Here is a 14909-nt window from a genome sequence, read left to right on the forward strand (position 1 = left end):
CGGCCATGGAATGGCGCGATGAAGGCATAATTCTCGGGACACGACGCCATGGCGAGACAAGCGCCATCGTGGAAGTGATGACCCGTGAGCATGGCCGCCATATGGGTATGGTGCGCGGCGGGCGTTCCCGCCGCATGCAGCCTTTGCTACAGCCGGGCAATCATGTGGACGTGACATGGTGGGCGCGGCTGGACGAGCATATGGGCAGTTTTACCATCGAACCGCTGGAATTTGCCGCCGCCCGCCTCATCGAAACGCCAGTGGCGTTATACGGTATCCAACTGGCGGCTTCCCATTTGCGTCTCCTGCCGGAACGCGATCCGCATCGCGGCCTCTATGAGACATTGCGGCTCATCATCGAACATTTTGACGATCCGTTGGCCTCTGGCGAACTGGTGCTGCGTTTCGAAGTGATGATGCTTGAAGAGCTGGGCTTCGGCCTTGATCTCAAGAAATGCGCGGCAACAGGCGTCAAGGAAGACCTGATCTATGTGTCGCCGAAATCCGGGCGCGCGGTCTGCCGTGATGCCGGGGCGCCTTGGGCCGACAAGCTGCTGCTGCTGCCCGGCTTCGTCAACAATACTGCTGTTCGCGCGTCGTCCTATGACGACATCGATCATGCCTTCACGATGACCGGCTATTTTCTGATGCGGCATGTCTGGGAGCCGCGTGCTGTAACACCGCCTGATGCGCGCGGCGGGTTTTTGAATGCTCTCGGGCGAGCGATCAATGTCTCGCAGGCAAGCTGAAAACCTCACCTTCGAAGGCATCCGCTCCGCGTCCGATTGCGCGTATGGCCGCAGTCATTCGTCCGTTTCGCCCCAGAACTTCGTCTGCGAGCGATATGAGCCGGATATTCGGCGTCGCAGATGGTGACAGGCTGCGAACAAGCGCGGCAAGCTCGCTTTCATCCAGCGCCGGGTTTAAAGCCGAAGCGATGATATAAGCCGCGGCCGTAGAACGAGAAATGCCAGCATAACAATGGATGAGCAAAGGCGCATCCATGGACCAGCTCTTCGCGAAGTTCAGAAGTCCCCGCACATGGGTTTCATCGGGGGCGACCAACCCCTCGCGCAATTCGATAATATCGTTGAATGTCAGCGACAGACGGACGGCATCGTAGCCATCAGGCAGAGCCGCCGGGGCCTCGCTTCCAAGCGTCACGACATGGCTGGGCTGGTGCGATGCGAGTTGTGTTGCCAGTTGCGACAAGGGCGTCACGACGATCCGGCTCATCGGGGGTGTCGTGCCTTGTCCAATGCCGCAAATCGCGCCAGGAAATCCATCTGCACGTCTTGTGTGGGGCGCGGTGCGATATCCAGCCCTGCGGGGTCGAAGCCACGCGGGCGCCCGAAATATTTAACGGCCTCGGTCTCGGTGAAACCGGCAAGTCGCGTGGCTTCAAAGAAAGCGGCAACCTGATCCGCGCGCTTGATCAGCGTCTTGAGCTGCGCAGGCACAGTTACCGGCAGCGAGAAGCGCAGGTGAATTGCGTTTTCCAGCCGCGTTTCGATTATCTTGTAGTTGCCACCCATCACCGCCTTGAAGGGCGAGATCATGTCACCGATCACATATTCCGGTGCGTCGTGCAGGAGTGACAATAGCTGCCATTCAACGCTGGCATCGGGCACCAGCCGGTTGAATATCTGATCCACGAGCAGCGAATGCTGTGCGACCGAAAAAGCATGTTCACCAACAGTCTGACCGTTCCAGCGCGCAACACGGGCAAGGCCGTGAGCAATATCTTCGATTTCAATATCGAGCGGCGAGGGGTCAAGCAGGTCGAGACGGCGTCCCGACAACATGCGTTGCCAGGCACGTGTCTTGCCGGAAGATCGGTCGGCGCTTGCCATCAGGCGTTACCCGCTTCAGCTTCCGGAAACCCGAACCGCACGTGAGGCGGCAAGGTAAGTGTTATGGGCGCTTCGCCAGCCAGAATCGGACTACCCGCATCTATCGCATCCTTGGCGCGATCGATGCGCACAAGCGCGATGCCGATAGTGTCAGCGGAGCTTCCTGTCGTGCCGATCTCGCGCCCATCAACGGTAATAGGCGTACCCATCGGAGGCAGATTTCCATCGGAGTGTGCCACCAGAACGCGCCGCCGAGCCGTACCGCGATGCTGCATGCGCGACACGACTTCCTGCCCGATGAAACAGCCTTTCGGGAAGGAAACGCCGCCGGTCTGGTCGAAATTGACGTCATGCGGGAATACGTCATTATAAGCGAAATCCGTTTCGCCTTCCGCTATGCCATACTCTGCGCGCAGCTTTGTCCATGCGCTTTCATCGGTCGTGCCATCGGCCGGACCGTAAATCCGGTGTACGTTCAGCTCGGTCGGAAAGCGGCTGTCCCGCTTGATTGAATCATTCTGTGAAGGATGTGATTCAGTTTGCCAGGAAACACTGACAAGCGATTCTGGTAGTTGCGTTATTTCGGCTTTCGCACGCAGCCTATAGAGGGTGATACGTTTGATGAAATCGGCGGCAATGCTTACCGGGAGATCGAAACGCAAGCCGCCATCAATGCGTGAAACGAGAAAATCGAACAGGATTTTCCCTTGCGGAGCGAGCAATGCTCCCGGTTTCAGGTTGTCCGGTCCAAGCTTGTCGAGGTCGGTGGTAATCACAGCCTGCAGAAATTTTTCCGCCTCTTCGCCAGTGATATGAACCAAAGCCCTGTTTGAAAGATTTACCACTTCAACTGCCGTCGTCATCGCTTCGTCCTTGCCTTTCGCGCCTTCGTTACGTAAGCCCCAATGGAAAGGCTCGCAAGTCCTATCAATCTGGCAGGAGACAACTATGGCCGAAACATTCGATACGATTTTGAAGGGTGCAACCATCGTCAATCACGACGGTATAGGCCAACGCGACGTCGGTATTCGCAATGGTCGCATCGCTGCCATAGGCTCTCTTTCCACACATACGGCAGGTGAGGTGATCGACTGCACCGGCCTGCATATTCTGCCCGGCGTGGTGGATAGCCAGGTCCATTTCCGCGAACCTGGCCTTGAACACAAGGAAGATCTCGAAACCGGTTCACTCGCAGCCGTGCTGGGTGGGGTGACCTCCGTGTTCGAGATGCCGAACACCAAGCCGCTCACCACTTCCGCCGAGACGCTGGAAGACAAGATTCGTCGTGGCCGCCATCGCATGCATTGCGATTTCGCTTTCTGGGTCGGTGGTACGCGCGACAATGCAAACGACGTTGCTGAACTGGAGCGCTTGCCGGGCGCTGCCGGGATCAAGGTTTTCATGGGATCGTCCACCGGCGATCTGCTTGTTGAAGACGATGATGGCGTTCGTTCGATCCTGAAGAATACGCGCCGTCGCGCGGCCTTCCACTCTGAAGACGAGTTCCGGTTGAAAGAACGCGAAGGCCTGCGCGTGCAGGGTGACCCGTCGAGCCATCCGGTCTGGCGCGATGAAGTTGCAGCACTTCAATGCACGGAACGGCTTGTGCGCATCGCACGCGATACCGGCGCCCGCATTCACGTACTGCATATCTCCACAGCCGAAGAAATCGACTTCCTGAAAGATCACAAGGATGTCGCGACGTGCGAAGCAACGCCGCATCATCTCACCTTGTCGGCAGACGATTACAAGACGCTCGGCAATCTCATCCAGATGAACCCGCCTGTCCGTGACAAGCGTCACCGCGATGGCGTATGGAAGGGCATCGATCAGGGTATTGTCGATGTGCTCGGTTCTGACCACGCTCCGCATACACTCGAAGAAAAGCAGAAGCCTTATCCGGCTTCCCCGTCCGGCATGACAGGCGTGCAGACACTGGTGCCGATCATGCTTGATCACATCAATGCGGGCAGGCTCACGCTGGAGCGCTTCGTCGATCTTTCCAGCCATGGCCCGAACCGTATTTTCGGTATGGCGCGCAAGGGTCGTATTGCAGTCGGCTACGATGCCGACCTGACCATCGTGGACATGAAGCGCCGCGAAACGATCACGCATGAGCAGGCCGGTTCGAAAGCCGGCTGGACACCCTATCATGGCAAGACTGTTACCGGATGGCCGATTGGCACTTTCGTGCGCGGCATAAAGGTGATGTGGGAAGCGGAGATCGTCAACGCCAACAAGGGCGAGCCGGTGGAATTCCTCGAGGCATTGCCGCATCGCTGAAGGTCGTCTCATGTTCGTTGTCAACCTGACCTACATCAAGCCTCTTGAGGAGATCGGGAGGCATCTCGAAGCGCATCGGGAATTTCTGGACCGGCAATATGCGGATGGCGTCTTCCTGGCTTCCGGGCCGAAAAACCCACGAGACGGCGGCGTGATCCTCGCAAGCGGTAAAGTCAGCAAGAGCGAGCTGGACGCGATACTGAGGCTTGATCCTTTCAGGCAACACGGACTGGCAACTTATGACGTCGTCGAGTTTACGCCAGCAAAGTATGCGCCTCCTCTTGGTGATCTTCTTTAAGGTAAGGAGCTGGTAACCTATTGGCGTAATCTGTCCGCTCTTTGTCCGTCAGGTGGCTTTTGATCCAAGTTGCAAGGCGTATTCTCTCCCTATAGTCTTTTTACCAGGAGAACAAAAATGTCCGCTCAAGATACTGCTTTGCTGGTTATCGACGCTCAGGAGTCATTCCGCCACCGGCCTTACTACCGGGACGAAGAGGTTGGCGCCTATATTGAACGCCAGCAGGCGCTGATCGATGGCGCCAAGCGTGCCGGTATTCCGGTGGTGCAGATTTTCCATGTCGAGAATGAAGGCCCATTCTCGGAAGCATCGGGTCTGGTGAAGGCGATTTCGCCCCTGTCGATTGAACCCGACGCGGTTTTCCGCAAGCGTCGCCACAGCGCGCTGGTGGGAAGCGGGCTTGATGTGTGGCTGGTTGCCAATGGTATCCGCCGTGTGCTGGTTTCGGGTATCCGCACAGAGCAATGCTGCGAGACGACAACACGGCAGGCATCGGATTTTGGATATCACGTCGATTTCGTCAGTGAAGCGACATTGACCTTTCCCATGACTGACGCAAGCGGCCATGAGTGGAGCGCTGCGGACATCAAGGCTCGCACGGAGCTTGTTCTGGTCAATCGCTTTGCTCGTCTCGTAACTGTGGAACAGGCGCTCGCCACGTCCGGAGAACGGAAGGCAGCATGAGTGACCAAGCGGACATTGTCCGGGTAGTTCCGGTTTATGTCGTAATCCCGCCGCGTGTGCTTCTGCTCGACGTGGCGGGACCGCTGGAGGTTTTGCGCAAGGCAAATCTTGAACAGCATAAGTTACGGTTCGACGTTTGTTATATCGGGCCAGCATCGACCGTGCTTAGTTCCATCGGTCTGCCAGTGGCGGGGGTGGAGCCTTTGCCAGAAGCCTTGCCAGATGACGCACTGGTCATTGTTTCGGGTGCTGCCGATATTCCGCTTGGAAACGCGGAGATCCACCGATCCGCTGATGCGGCACTGGAAAATGAAATCGTTCTATGGCTTCGCCGGGCAGTTCGCCCCGGTGTGCGGCTGGTGACGATCTGTTCCGGTGCGCTGCTCGCAGCGCGCGCGGGATTACTCGACGGCTATTCCTGCACCACGCACCATCTAACGCTTGGTGAACTCGAACGGCTGGCGCCTGCTGCACGCGTGCATGAGAACAGGCTGTTCGTTGAAGACGGCGAGCGGCTGACGAGCGCGGGCATCACTGCAGGCATCGATCTGATGCTGCACATCGTTGCAGGGCTGACCGATCACGCCACGGCGCTGGCGGTTGCGCGTTATCTGGTCGTTTATCTGCGGCGCAGTGGCAGTGATCCGCAACTATCGCCCTGGCTTGATGGGCGAAACCATATGAATCCGGTTGTGCATCGCGCACAGGATGCCATCGCGCACGATCCGGCGGCGGAATGGTCGGTGGAACGACTGGCGGATATTGGCGGTGCGAGTCCGCGCAACTTCTCGCGTCTGTTCAATGAATATGCCGGAATGACGGTGACCGACTATGTCAATCGTCTCAAGATCAGCCTTGCGCGCGAGATGCTTTTGAATTCCGAGCTCGATATCGAGAATGTAGCGGCGCAAGCGGGTTTTGCTTCCGCACGGCAGTTTCGCCGGGTCTGGCAACGCATCTACAACGAGCCGCCGAGCCGGGTACGTTTCGGGGTCTGACTATTCACCCGCAGTGAAAAAGCGCCAGCTACCGTCCGGCCCGATACCGATACTGTAGAAGATATAGCCGCCTGCTTTCTTCATATCCTCGAAATCACCGGCGGTGACGATTTCGAAAAGCTCCACGATCTGCGGCGGCGTCAGTCTGTCGAGGGGCATGGCGTAGAAATAGGGCCAGACATAAACCTCGTCGTCCTTGCCTGCATTCAGATGCACATAGCCGGTATCCAGTAGATCGACGATGATTGCCAGAACTTCACGGCCTGCTTCGTCGCCCGACAGCGATTTGAGGAAATCGATAACGTCTTCCTCATGATCCTCAAGCGAGAGCTGGGTGGCCTTGTCCTCGACGCCGAGGAGCGGTCGCAATTGCTCAATGTCGCCGGAGCGGGCAGCTTCCAGCATGCGCTCACGCGTCAGCCTCACAGGCTCGGGCAGCTTGTCGAAATCGCGGTGGATTTCCGGCATGGGCTTGGAGGATGCAGCCGGGGCAGGTGCGTTGTCCGGCGACACTCTTGGCACCGCGCGAGGAAGCGCGCCAGGCAGGGGAATAGGGGAAGAGCTGTCGCTTTCATCCGTCACTGCACGGCCGCCGGGGCGTTGCAGGAAGTCCGACTGGTCCGCCAGCGCGAGGTCAAAAGAGCTTGCCGCGGCTGCGGGCAAGGCAATGCCACAGGCAAGGAATAACCCGGCCAATAAAGCTCGGAGCGAGGCGAAGTTCCTGATCGGGAATGACATTTGGCGCAAGAAGAGGGACGCCGGGAGGGAACTGCTACGCCGGTCTGGTCCCGCGACCGGCGTTCTATCGATGCTATTGAAGAATGCGCTGCGGCAGGAAGGTTCCCGCTACAATCTGTTCGCGCATTTTCTCAATCAGCTCCAGCGCACAATCGTCGCCCGCTTCACGGATCAGTTCAGTAAGCGCGGTCGTAAAGGCTGCTTCGGCAAGGATTTCCGGTTCGATACCTTCAGAGATACCGTCTGCCCAGGCCTCGTTGTGATATTCGATCGCGACGAGTTTCTTCTCGCGCGCAATCATTTCGTCCAGATCGGCCGGTGCATGTTCCATAGACTTCATCCTGGCTTTCGCCTTTCTGTTGCACTGTCGGTGTCTCACCGTTTCGCGGGAGCTCAACCATCTGGCAACGTGACTGCCTTCTTAAGACAGTGTTAACAGATTATCACGGATTTGAACGAACTAATCCTGTCAATCCGCACAAGAGTGAATGATTGGTTAATTTCCATAGCGCGAGATGATCTCGTTCGACAAGTCCTCGCCTTCTTTCATGTAGCGATCAATCGCCGCAAGCGCCGAAGGGGTGCAGCGGGTATAATTGTCGCTGAACACGCGATACCCGTGGTTGAAGCTCGAAATGAGCCGCACCCGTTCGGCTTCGGAAGGCTTTTCCGCCGTCACAATCGCATCCATCCGATCGCGCCATTCGCTGCCAGCTTCGCCACACAGATTGCGCAGATAGTGAAGCGAGCCGAGAATTTCGGCGAGCCGCAACATCTTCCCTTCATAGGGCGCGTCCTGAGCGGAAGCCGGACATGCCGCCCCGACCCATAAAGCGATCGAGAAGCAGATAGCCGGTCGAAAAAACGGAATGCTTTTCAATCGAAAACCTCTCACCTGAAAATGAGCTATTGCTATAAATCGGGGCCTCTTCAAGGCAGATCGCTAAACAGGATTAATATCCAAGCGCTCGTCTTCATTTTCCGCCACCGTGCGGGCGACATCGAGGGTACTGTCCGTCACCTTTGCGGACGCCATTTCTTCTATTGTCAGCCAGTGAATGGATGCGGCGTCGTCTCCGGCAATTTCCTGCCCCGAAACTTCGATGGCCCGGAACACAGACAGATAATAGCTCTTGTCATATGCCTTTCCCTCAAGCGCCAGATCTACAGTAATGACGTGAGATAGCGCCCTTGCATCAAGCGCCGTTTCTTCCTTGAGTTCGCGGATCGCGGCTTGTTCGGGTGTTTCGCCCGGTTCGATACTTCCTCCCGGAAAGGCAAGCCAGCCTTTCCACGGCTCCTTCCCGCGCTCGACCAGAAGGAAGCGCCCTTCGCGTCTGCAGATCAGCGAAACACCATGAATCTTCAGAGGTATCGGAACTACGGGAACTGTTTTCATCACGCTAGAGCTACACCGTTGGTAATGGAAAAGCACCCCTTGACCGGCGCAGAAAAACGCTAAACATGGCTACCATGTGTGGACGTTTTTCATTGACTGCAAGCCGGGAGGAGCTGGAAGCCTTCGCGGCCGCATTGATCGCAGAGGATTTTCCTCCACGATACAACATCGCGCCAACGCAACCCATATTGACTATTCTGGGCGGGGAAACGCTACCGCCGGGCAGCAACAGGCCGGATCGCGTCGGCTTGCTGGTGCGATGGGGCTTTGTCCCGTCATGGGTCAAAGACCCGAACGACTGGCCGCTCATGTTCAACATCCGCTCCGAGACGGCTGCAGAGAAGAATTCGTTCCGTGCGGCGCTGAACCATCGGCGAGCCCTGATCCCGGCATCGGGTTTCTATGAATGGCGCCGTGAGGGGAAGAACAAGGCTCAAGCCTACTGGGTGCGCCCGCGAAAGGGCGGAATTGTCGCTTTTGGCGGCTTGATCGAGACATGGAGCAGTGCGGACGGATCGCAGATCGATACCGGAGGCATATTGACGACGAGTGCCAACGGCCTGTTGCGGCCGATCCATGAACGGATGCCTGTTGTTGTGCAGCCGGAAGATTTTGCCCGCTGGCTGGACTGCAAACGTTTTCTGCCGCGCGAAGTAGCGGATATCATGCGTCCGGCTCAGGATGATTTCTTTGAAGCAATTCCGGTGTCGGACAAGGTCAACAAGGTGGCCAACACAACGCCCGATTTGCAGGAGCGTGTAGAGGAACAGGTTCCTTCGGAGCATGCAAAGCCAAAGCGAAAGAACAAGCCCGAAACCGATGACGGAAATGGCGGGCAGCTTTCGATGTTCTGACCGTGACCGCCAGTCTTGCTGAACTGGCGCTATTTGTTACGCATCCACCGACTCTGATTGCCGAGCCTGCGCGGCTCGGCGCTGAACGACATCAGCTTCTTCAGCCTGTCTTCTTGACGGCGAGAATGGAACGCCGGCGATTGTCGTTACGACCGTCGCTGCTGCGCCGCGTTGCGTTCAGCAATGCTGCAACAAGCACGGCAGGCCCGATTTCGCGGTATTTATCAACCAGTCGGTCTTGGCGGGGTTGCAGTTCACTCTTAGACATTGGTCCTTCCTTTCGATAATGCCTGCTCACCATTTTGTGATTGATTGAGACCGAATGAAGGCTGTTTGGAGCCGGTTTTGCGGTTTTCCGGTTAACGCGGGAAAGGGGGATATGCAGGTTGCAAAAATACAACATGCTTGGTGATCTCACTAAACTATCAGCCGCTTAGCGAAAGTTCTTGACGGAAGCACTCCTGCTGAGGATAAGTGCAGCCATGAAAACGCCGACCACGATCATTTGTATTTGTGCGATTATTATTGGCTAGCAGTTTGCTGGCCCGGCCGTTTTCGTCTCCCTTTCATAAAAATTGGATGATAACGCCCCGGCCAGTCGGCTGCGGTCAGTTGCGCACTGATTTCACAGGTCTATTTGGGGAATATTTACAATGGCTTATGCGCCACAACTGCGTCTGTACAACACGCTGACCCGCACGAAGGAGGAGTTTTCTCCTCTCGATGCTGACAATGTGCGCATGTATGTCTGCGGACCAACGGTTTATGACTTCGCGCATATAGGCAATGCCCGTCCGGTGATCGTTTTCGACGTGTTGTTTCGTCTGCTGCGTCATGTCTATGGCGCAGAACATGTCACCTATGCGCGCAACATTACCGACGTTGATGACAAGATTAACGCCCGTGCCGCGCGGGATTACCCTGATCTTGCCTTCAATGAAGCCATTCGTCGGGTGACGGAAAGCACCAATGCGCAGTTTCAGGCTGACGTGACGGCACTCGGCAATCTGCAGCCCAGTGTTCAGCCGCGTGCAACCGAGCATATGGACGAGATGCGCGCGATGATCGATCGTCTCGTGAAGCTTGGTGTGGCCTATGTGGCTGAGGACCATGTCCTCTTCTCGCCGTCCGCCATGAATGAACGGAAGGGGCCGCGCTATGGTGCGCTCGCCCGCCGTTCGCTGGATGAAATGCTGGCTGGCGCCCGCGTTGACGTCGCGTCTTACAAACGGGACGAAATGGATTTCGTCTTGTGGAAACCGTCGAAAGAGGGCGAGCCGGGCTGGTCGTCTCCTGCGGGGATTGCGGTGCTGGGCCGGCCGGGCTGGCACATCGAGTGCTCGGCCATGTCGATGGCCAAGCTGCTTGAGCCGTTTGGTGGCGGATTGAAGTGCGATGATCCGCTGAAGAACCAGTTCGACATTCATGGCGGCGGCATCGATCTCGTCTTCCCGCATCACGAGAACGAAATTGCGCAGTCATGCTGCGCATTCGGCACTGAGCGGATGGCAAACATCTGGATGCATAACGGCTTCTTGCAGGTCGAAGGGCAGAAGATGTCGAAATCGCTCGGCAATTTCATCACCATTCGCGATGTGCTGAACGAAGGCCTGCCGCAACTGGGCGTATGGGATGACGTTGATGCGCGTGATCGCTGGATCGGTCTGGCGGCACGCCTGTCGATGCTACAGACGCATTATCGTGAGCCGATCAACTGGACGGCGCAGCGTCTGGCAGAATCCGCCGACGAACTGCATCGCTGGTATGGCTTGCTGCGCGACAGGAAGTTCACTGTACCGGAAACGCTGACTGCAGTTGGTGAAGTCGTTGAGGCCTTGTCTGACGATTTGAACAGCTGGACGGCGATCACCGCATTGCGCAAGGCTTTCAAAGCACGCGATATCACCGGATTAGGCGAGGGCATGGCGCTGCTGGGCTTGTTGGATCCGCATTTCGTTATGGCTGAAGATATTCCTGTCTTTGCAAAGGCGGAAGTGGATCGTGAAGCCATCGAAGCACGTATCGCGGAGCGTCTGCGCTTCATCAATGAGAAGAACTGGGCCGAGGCTGATCGCATTCGCGACGAACTGCTTCAGGAAGGTGTTCAGCTTAAGGATGGCAAGGACCCGGCAACGGGCGAACGCACAACCAGCTGGGATGTGGTAGGCTAACAAGCTTATGGAGCAGGGAGGATGATATGACGCTTGATAACAAACCGATCTATACCGGCGGATGCCAGTGCGGTGCGGTTCGCTTTCGCGTCGACGGCGCGATGGGCGCTGCATCGATCTGCCATTGCCGCATGTGCCAGAAAGCGTTCGGTAATTTCTATGCGCCGCTGGTTTCGGTGAGCGATGCGAAACTGGAATGGACGCGCAACGAGCCGAAGCGCTTTCGTTCGTCCAATCATGTACAGCGGGGCTTTTGTCCCGAATGCGGCACGCCGCTTACCTACGAAGCGCCCGACGGGATCGCGCTTGCCATAGGCGCTTTCGATGCGCCGGAGGAAATCGAGCCGACGGTTCAGTGGGGCATCGAAAAGCAGCTGCCCTATGTGCCGGAACTTGCAAATCTTCCCGGCTACACAACGGAACGCGATCCGGAGACCATCGAATTTGTACGAACGATGATTTCCTACCAGCATCCCGATTACGACACTGAAAGCTGGCCGCAACAGCAAGGTTGACCGGACCGCAGACCCACCGACAGGCAGGCACAATGGCACGCGAACGCATCTATATTTACGACACCACTCTGCGGGATGGGCAGCAGACGCTTACCGTCCGCCCGCAGCCGCGAAGCGTGCGAGGACGGACAAAATTTGAAACGAGTGGTTGCTGTCCAGCCCGAATGCGGGGAGCAGAATAATGGCACGCGAACGCATCTATATCTACGACACCACTTTGCGGGATGGGCAGCAGACGCTTACCGTCCGCCCGCAGCCGCGAAGCGTGCGAGGACGGACAAAACTTGAAACGGGAGGTTGTTGTCCAGCCCGAATGCGGGGAGCAGAATAATGGCACGCGAACGCATCTATATCTACGACACCACTCTGCGGGATGGACAGCAGACACCCGGCATTGATTTTTCCGTGGAGGACAAGAAGTCGATTGTCGCGCTGCTGGAAGAGCTCGGCGTCGATTATGTGGAAGGCGGTTATCCGGGAGCCAACCCGACTGATACCGCTTTCTTCAAGCGTCGCCAGACCGCTCGCGCCAAGTTCGTGGCCTTTGGCATGACGAAGCGTGCAGGCGTTTCGGCATCCAATGATCCCGGCCTTTCCAGTCTGCTTCAGGCCTCTGCCGATGCTGTTTGCTTCGTTGCCAAGAGCTGGGACTATCACGTCCGCTTGGCGCTGGGCTGTACCAATGAGGAAAATCTGGAGTCGATCACCGCTTCCGTCACTGCTGCGCGTATGGCAGGACGGGAAGCGCTGGTCGATTGCGAGCATTTCTTCGACGGATACAAGGCCAATCCCGAATATGCGCTTGCCTGTGCCAAGGCTGCCTATTCGGCAGGTGCGCGCTGGGTTGTGCTTTGCGATACGAATGGCGGCACGCAACCGTCGGAAATCGCCGAAATTGTTGCCGCCGTGACGGCTGTAGTTCCAGGAGAGAGCCTTGGCATCCACGCCCATAACGACACCGAGCAGGCGGTCGCCGTCTCGCTTGCAGCTATCGATGCGGGTGTTCGCCATGTGCAGGGGACCCTCAACGGGATAGGCGAGCGTTGCGGCAATGCCAATCTCGTTTCGCTGATCCCTACACTGGCGCTGAAACCCTATTGGGCCGAGCGTTTTGAGCTGGGGATCAAGCCAGCTGCGCTGAAGGGGATCACGCGGATTTCGCGCGCCTTCGACGATATCCTGAATCGTCCGCCGACGGAGCAAGCGCCCTATACTGGCACTTCCGCATTTGCGACCAAGGCCGGAATCCATGCTTCCGCGCTGCTCAAGGAACCGCAGACCTATGAGCATGTGCCACCGGAATCCGTCGGTAACAGCCGGCGTGTCATGGTGTCGGATCAGGGTGGAAAGTCCAATTTCATCGCCGAACTGGAACGCCGGGGCATTCGCGTTGCGAAGGACGATGTGCGTCTCGATACGTTGATTGCCGTGGTCAAGGAACGCGAAGCCGAAGGCTATGCCTATGAAGGCGCGGATGCGAGTTTCGAGCTGCTTGCGCGCAATATGCTGACGCCACAGCCGGAATTCTTCAAGGTCGAATCCTTCCGCTGCCTCGTCGAGCGTCGTTTCGATGCCAACGGCATGTTGAAGACCGTTTCCGAGGCCGTGGTCAAGGTTGAGGTCGATGGCGAGGTTCGCATGTCGGTCGCCGAAGGACATGGCCCGGTCAACGCGCTCGATATTGCATTGCGCAAGGACCTTGGGCGTTTTCAGGCCGATATCGAGGATCTTGAACTGGTGGATTTCAAGGTGCGTATCCTCAATGGCGGTACGGCGGCTATCACGCGCGTTCTGATAGAATCCGGAGATGCGACCGGTGCCCGCTGGCGCACGGTTGGCGTCTCGGACAATATCATCGACGCATCCTTCCAGGCACTGATGGATTCGGTCAATTACAAGCTGATGAAGAACCGCGCGATGGCCGGACTGGCTGCTGCTGAGTAAACCCATCTGTTCACGGCGATTGATGCTTCGATCAGTTTAATTGAATGGATTTTATGGGTTGTTGGGCGCATAGCAGGTGAAGTTTGATGCTTCGCCTGCCGCAATCGGTTTGCGACATCTTCAGTTTCGCCGAGGAGAGAGGCATGTCCGACCAGACCATCACCGATACGCGCCTTTCTGACGGGTCGCGCGGTTTTCTGATGGCTTTGGCAGCCTATGGGCTCTGGGGCGCACTGCCGTTCTATCTCAAGGCGCTTGGCCACATCCCGGCAATGGAAGTCGTATCGCACCGCGTGATCTGGTCGGTTCCGGTCGCGCTGCTGCTTTTGCTGGCTCTGGGTCAGTTCAAAGGCATTCTCAGCGCTGTACGCCAGCCACGCATGCTGGCCATGGCCGCTCTGACAGCCGGGCTTATCACCATCAACTGGTCGATCTACGTGTGGGCTGTGGCTCATGATCAGGTGATGGGTGCAGCGCTCGGCTATTACATCAATCCACTGTTCAATGTCGTCCTCGGCGGTCTCTTCCTCGGCGAAAGGCTGACCAGGGTTCAATATGTTGCCGTGGGACTGGCTTTCGCTGCAGTGATACTGCTGACCGTCAATGCAGGTGGTCTGCCATGGGTATCGCTGGCGCTGCCACTGACTTTCGGCCTCTATGGATTCTTCCGCAAGTCACTGCCAATGCCGCCGTTGCAGGGCTTCACACTTGAAGTGCTCATCCTGTGCATTCCGGCGCTGGGCTATGTGCTGTGGCTGGCCGCAAACGGTCAGGACCATTTCTCGACCGGCCCAGCGTTTAACGTGACAATGCTGCTTCTGGCCGGGCCTTTCACAGCCATCCCGTTGATCCTTTACGCAGGTGGTGCCAAATTGCTGCGCTATACGACGCTCGGCCTCATGCAGTACATGACGCCGACGATGTTGTTTTTCTTTGCGATTTTCATCTTCCATGAGCCGTTCTCGACAGCACAGCTCGGTGCTTTCGCGCTGATCTGGGCCGGTCTTGCGCTCTATACGTGGTCGATGCTGGTCGAACATCGCCGGGGACGGGTGAAGGCCTGATCTTCACAATTCGCTGAATGTGATTCTCTTCTGGTGGATATCCCGCCAGAAGCCTTATTTTGGCCGCTGTCTTTGCCACTCTTCCGCCGATAATCCTTGGCGGAGAAT

The 14909-nt window shown here is 57.2% G+C and carries 19 protein-coding genes; 11 read left to right on the plus strand and 8 right to left on the minus strand.

Features of this window, described 5'->3' with window-relative positions; genetic code table 11:
• Nucleotides 1–5: 5 nt before the first annotated feature.
• Nucleotides 6–749 (plus strand): DNA repair protein RecO, encoded by a 744-nt coding sequence (recO, locus tag KWJ32_RS19990; RefSeq protein WP_010661643.1) that lies wholly within the window; start codon nucleotides 6–8, stop codon nucleotides 747–749.
• Here the strand turns inward: recO and KWJ32_RS19995 are convergent.
• Genes KWJ32_RS19995 through KWJ32_RS20005 form a run of 3 tightly spaced genes read right to left on the minus strand, consistent with a single transcriptional unit; the run spans nucleotide 727 to nucleotide 2716 of the window.
• On the minus strand, nucleotides 727–1236 hold the full coding sequence (locus tag KWJ32_RS19995) for a tyrosine phosphatase family protein (protein ID WP_010661644.1): 510 nt from the start codon (nucleotides 1234–1236) through the stop codon (nucleotides 727–729). The genes recO and KWJ32_RS19995 overlap by 23 nt on opposite strands.
• Nucleotides 1233–1853, minus strand: a complete 621-nt coding sequence (locus KWJ32_RS20000) for an HD family hydrolase (protein ID WP_029925250.1) — start codon at nucleotides 1851–1853, stop codon at nucleotides 1233–1235. Before KWJ32_RS20000 ends, KWJ32_RS19995 begins: the two co-directional genes overlap by 4 nt.
• Nucleotides 1853–2716, minus strand: a complete 864-nt coding sequence (locus KWJ32_RS20005; protein ID WP_235916974.1) for a folate-binding protein YgfZ — start codon at nucleotides 2714–2716, stop codon at nucleotides 1853–1855. The genes KWJ32_RS20000 and KWJ32_RS20005 overlap by 1 nt, the downstream gene beginning before the upstream one ends.
• Nucleotides 2717–2801: 85 nt before the next feature.
• Between KWJ32_RS20005 and KWJ32_RS20010 the strand changes: the two genes are divergently transcribed.
• From KWJ32_RS20010 to KWJ32_RS20025, 4 genes are all read left to right on the plus strand, one after another.
• Nucleotides 2802–4136, plus strand: coding sequence for a dihydroorotase (locus KWJ32_RS20010; RefSeq protein WP_012092408.1), 1335 nt, complete (start codon nucleotides 2802–2804; stop codon nucleotides 4134–4136).
• Between the two features lie 10 nt (nucleotides 4137–4146).
• Nucleotides 4147–4434, plus strand: coding sequence for a YciI family protein (locus KWJ32_RS20015; RefSeq protein WP_036585790.1), 288 nt, complete (start codon nucleotides 4147–4149; stop codon nucleotides 4432–4434).
• Between the two features lie 117 nt (nucleotides 4435–4551).
• Nucleotides 4552–5118, plus strand: a complete 567-nt coding sequence (locus KWJ32_RS20020) for an isochorismatase family protein (protein WP_256886187.1) — start codon at nucleotides 4552–4554, stop codon at nucleotides 5116–5118.
• On the plus strand, nucleotides 5115–6116 hold the full coding sequence (locus tag KWJ32_RS20025; protein ID WP_036585787.1) for a helix-turn-helix domain-containing protein: 1002 nt from the start codon (nucleotides 5115–5117) through the stop codon (nucleotides 6114–6116). Before KWJ32_RS20020 ends, KWJ32_RS20025 begins: the two co-directional genes overlap by 4 nt.
• On the opposite strand, the gene KWJ32_RS20030 is transcribed toward KWJ32_RS20025, so the two are convergent.
• The 4 genes from KWJ32_RS20030 to KWJ32_RS20045 all read right to left on the minus strand — a co-directional run bounded on the left by KWJ32_RS20030 (nucleotide 6117) and on the right by KWJ32_RS20045 (nucleotide 8253).
• Nucleotides 6117–6854, minus strand: a complete 738-nt coding sequence (locus tag KWJ32_RS20030; RefSeq protein WP_029925242.1) for a hypothetical protein — start codon at nucleotides 6852–6854, stop codon at nucleotides 6117–6119.
• Nucleotides 6855–6927: 73 nt separating this feature from the next.
• On the minus strand, nucleotides 6928–7194 hold the full coding sequence (locus KWJ32_RS20035; RefSeq protein ID WP_010661652.1) for a hypothetical protein: 267 nt from the start codon (nucleotides 7192–7194) through the stop codon (nucleotides 6928–6930).
• A 156-nt stretch (nucleotides 7195–7350) separates the two neighbouring features.
• Entirely contained in the window at nucleotides 7351–7704 is a 354-nt protein-coding gene (locus KWJ32_RS20040) for a TIGR02301 family protein (protein ID WP_308669816.1), read from the minus strand.
• Nucleotides 7705–7797: 93 nt separating this feature from the next.
• Entirely contained in the window at nucleotides 7798–8253 is a 456-nt protein-coding gene (locus tag KWJ32_RS20045) for an NUDIX domain-containing protein (RefSeq protein WP_029376312.1), read from the minus strand.
• 74 nt (nucleotides 8254–8327) lie between these two features.
• Between KWJ32_RS20045 and KWJ32_RS20050 the strand changes: the two genes are divergently transcribed.
• Nucleotides 8328–9107, plus strand: a complete 780-nt coding sequence (locus KWJ32_RS20050) for an SOS response-associated peptidase (protein WP_256886214.1) — start codon at nucleotides 8328–8330, stop codon at nucleotides 9105–9107.
• Between the two features lie 100 nt (nucleotides 9108–9207).
• Here KWJ32_RS20050 and KWJ32_RS20055 read toward each other — a convergent pair whose 3' ends face one another.
• Entirely contained in the window at nucleotides 9208–9375 is a 168-nt protein-coding gene (locus KWJ32_RS20055) for a hypothetical protein (protein WP_010661656.1), read from the minus strand.
• Between the two features lie 385 nt (nucleotides 9376–9760).
• Between KWJ32_RS20055 and cysS the strand changes: the two genes are divergently transcribed.
• From cysS to rarD, 5 genes are all read left to right on the plus strand, one after another.
• A complete protein-coding gene (gene cysS / locus KWJ32_RS20060; RefSeq protein WP_256886188.1) occupies nucleotides 9761–11278 on the plus strand; it encodes a cysteine--tRNA ligase in 1518 nt (505 codons plus the stop codon).
• Between the two features lie 26 nt (nucleotides 11279–11304).
• A complete protein-coding gene (locus tag KWJ32_RS20065) occupies nucleotides 11305–11793 on the plus strand; it encodes a GFA family protein (RefSeq protein WP_256886189.1) in 489 nt (162 codons plus the stop codon).
• Nucleotides 11794–11825: 32 nt separating this feature from the next.
• On the plus strand, nucleotides 11826–11975 hold the full coding sequence (locus KWJ32_RS28285; RefSeq protein ID WP_312196646.1) for a 2-isopropylmalate synthase: 150 nt from the start codon (nucleotides 11826–11828) through the stop codon (nucleotides 11973–11975).
• Nucleotides 11976–12123: 148 nt separating this feature from the next.
• Nucleotides 12124–13737 (plus strand): citramalate synthase, encoded by a 1614-nt coding sequence (gene cimA / locus KWJ32_RS20070; protein ID WP_256886190.1) that lies wholly within the window; start codon nucleotides 12124–12126, stop codon nucleotides 13735–13737.
• Nucleotides 13738–13880: 143 nt separating this feature from the next.
• Nucleotides 13881–14801 (plus strand): EamA family transporter RarD, encoded by a 921-nt coding sequence (rarD, locus tag KWJ32_RS20075; protein ID WP_029925235.1) that lies wholly within the window; start codon nucleotides 13881–13883, stop codon nucleotides 14799–14801.
• The last annotated feature ends 108 nt before the right edge of the window (nucleotides 14802–14909 follow it).

Origin of the sequence: Ochrobactrum sp. BTU2 (assembly GCF_024539785.1) — a bacterium.
Classification (GTDB): domain Bacteria; phylum Pseudomonadota; class Alphaproteobacteria; order Rhizobiales; family Rhizobiaceae; genus Brucella; species Brucella anthropi.

Coding starts and splice junctions, on each gene's coding strand:
- recO (WP_010661643.1), top strand. CDS start 6: ATGGAATGGCGCGATGAAGGCATAATTCTCGGGACACGACGCCATGGC.
- KWJ32_RS19995 (WP_010661644.1), bottom strand. CDS start 1,236: ATGAGCCGGATCGTCGTGACGCCCTTGTCGCAACTGGCAACACAACTC.
- KWJ32_RS20000 (WP_029925250.1), bottom strand. CDS start 1,853: ATGGCAAGCGCCGACCGATCTTCCGGCAAGACACGTGCCTGGCAACGC.
- KWJ32_RS20005 (WP_235916974.1), bottom strand. CDS start 2,716: ATGACGACGGCAGTTGAAGTGGTAAATCTTTCAAACAGGGCTTTGGTT.
- KWJ32_RS20010 (WP_012092408.1), top strand. CDS start 2,802: ATGGCCGAAACATTCGATACGATTTTGAAGGGTGCAACCATCGTCAAT.
- KWJ32_RS20015 (WP_036585790.1), top strand. CDS start 4,147: ATGTTCGTTGTCAACCTGACCTACATCAAGCCTCTTGAGGAGATCGGG.
- KWJ32_RS20020 (WP_256886187.1), top strand. CDS start 4,552: ATGTCCGCTCAAGATACTGCTTTGCTGGTTATCGACGCTCAGGAGTCA.
- KWJ32_RS20025 (WP_036585787.1), top strand. CDS start 5,115: ATGAGTGACCAAGCGGACATTGTCCGGGTAGTTCCGGTTTATGTCGTA.
- KWJ32_RS20030 (WP_029925242.1), bottom strand. CDS start 6,854: ATGTCATTCCCGATCAGGAACTTCGCCTCGCTCCGAGCTTTATTGGCC.
- KWJ32_RS20035 (WP_010661652.1), bottom strand. CDS start 7,194: ATGAAGTCTATGGAACATGCACCGGCCGATCTGGACGAAATGATTGCG.
- KWJ32_RS20045 (WP_029376312.1), bottom strand. CDS start 8,253: ATGAAAACAGTTCCCGTAGTTCCGATACCTCTGAAGATTCATGGTGTT.
- KWJ32_RS20050 (WP_256886214.1), top strand. CDS start 8,328: ATGTGTGGACGTTTTTCATTGACTGCAAGCCGGGAGGAGCTGGAAGCC.
- KWJ32_RS20055 (WP_010661656.1), bottom strand. CDS start 9,375: ATGTCTAAGAGTGAACTGCAACCCCGCCAAGACCGACTGGTTGATAAA.
- cysS (WP_256886188.1), top strand. CDS start 9,761: ATGGCTTATGCGCCACAACTGCGTCTGTACAACACGCTGACCCGCACG.
- KWJ32_RS20065 (WP_256886189.1), top strand. CDS start 11,305: ATGACGCTTGATAACAAACCGATCTATACCGGCGGATGCCAGTGCGGT.
- KWJ32_RS28285 (WP_312196646.1), top strand. CDS start 11,826: ATGGCACGCGAACGCATCTATATTTACGACACCACTCTGCGGGATGGG.
- cimA (WP_256886190.1), top strand. CDS start 12,124: ATGGCACGCGAACGCATCTATATCTACGACACCACTCTGCGGGATGGA.
- rarD (WP_029925235.1), top strand. CDS start 13,881: ATGTCCGACCAGACCATCACCGATACGCGCCTTTCTGACGGGTCGCGC.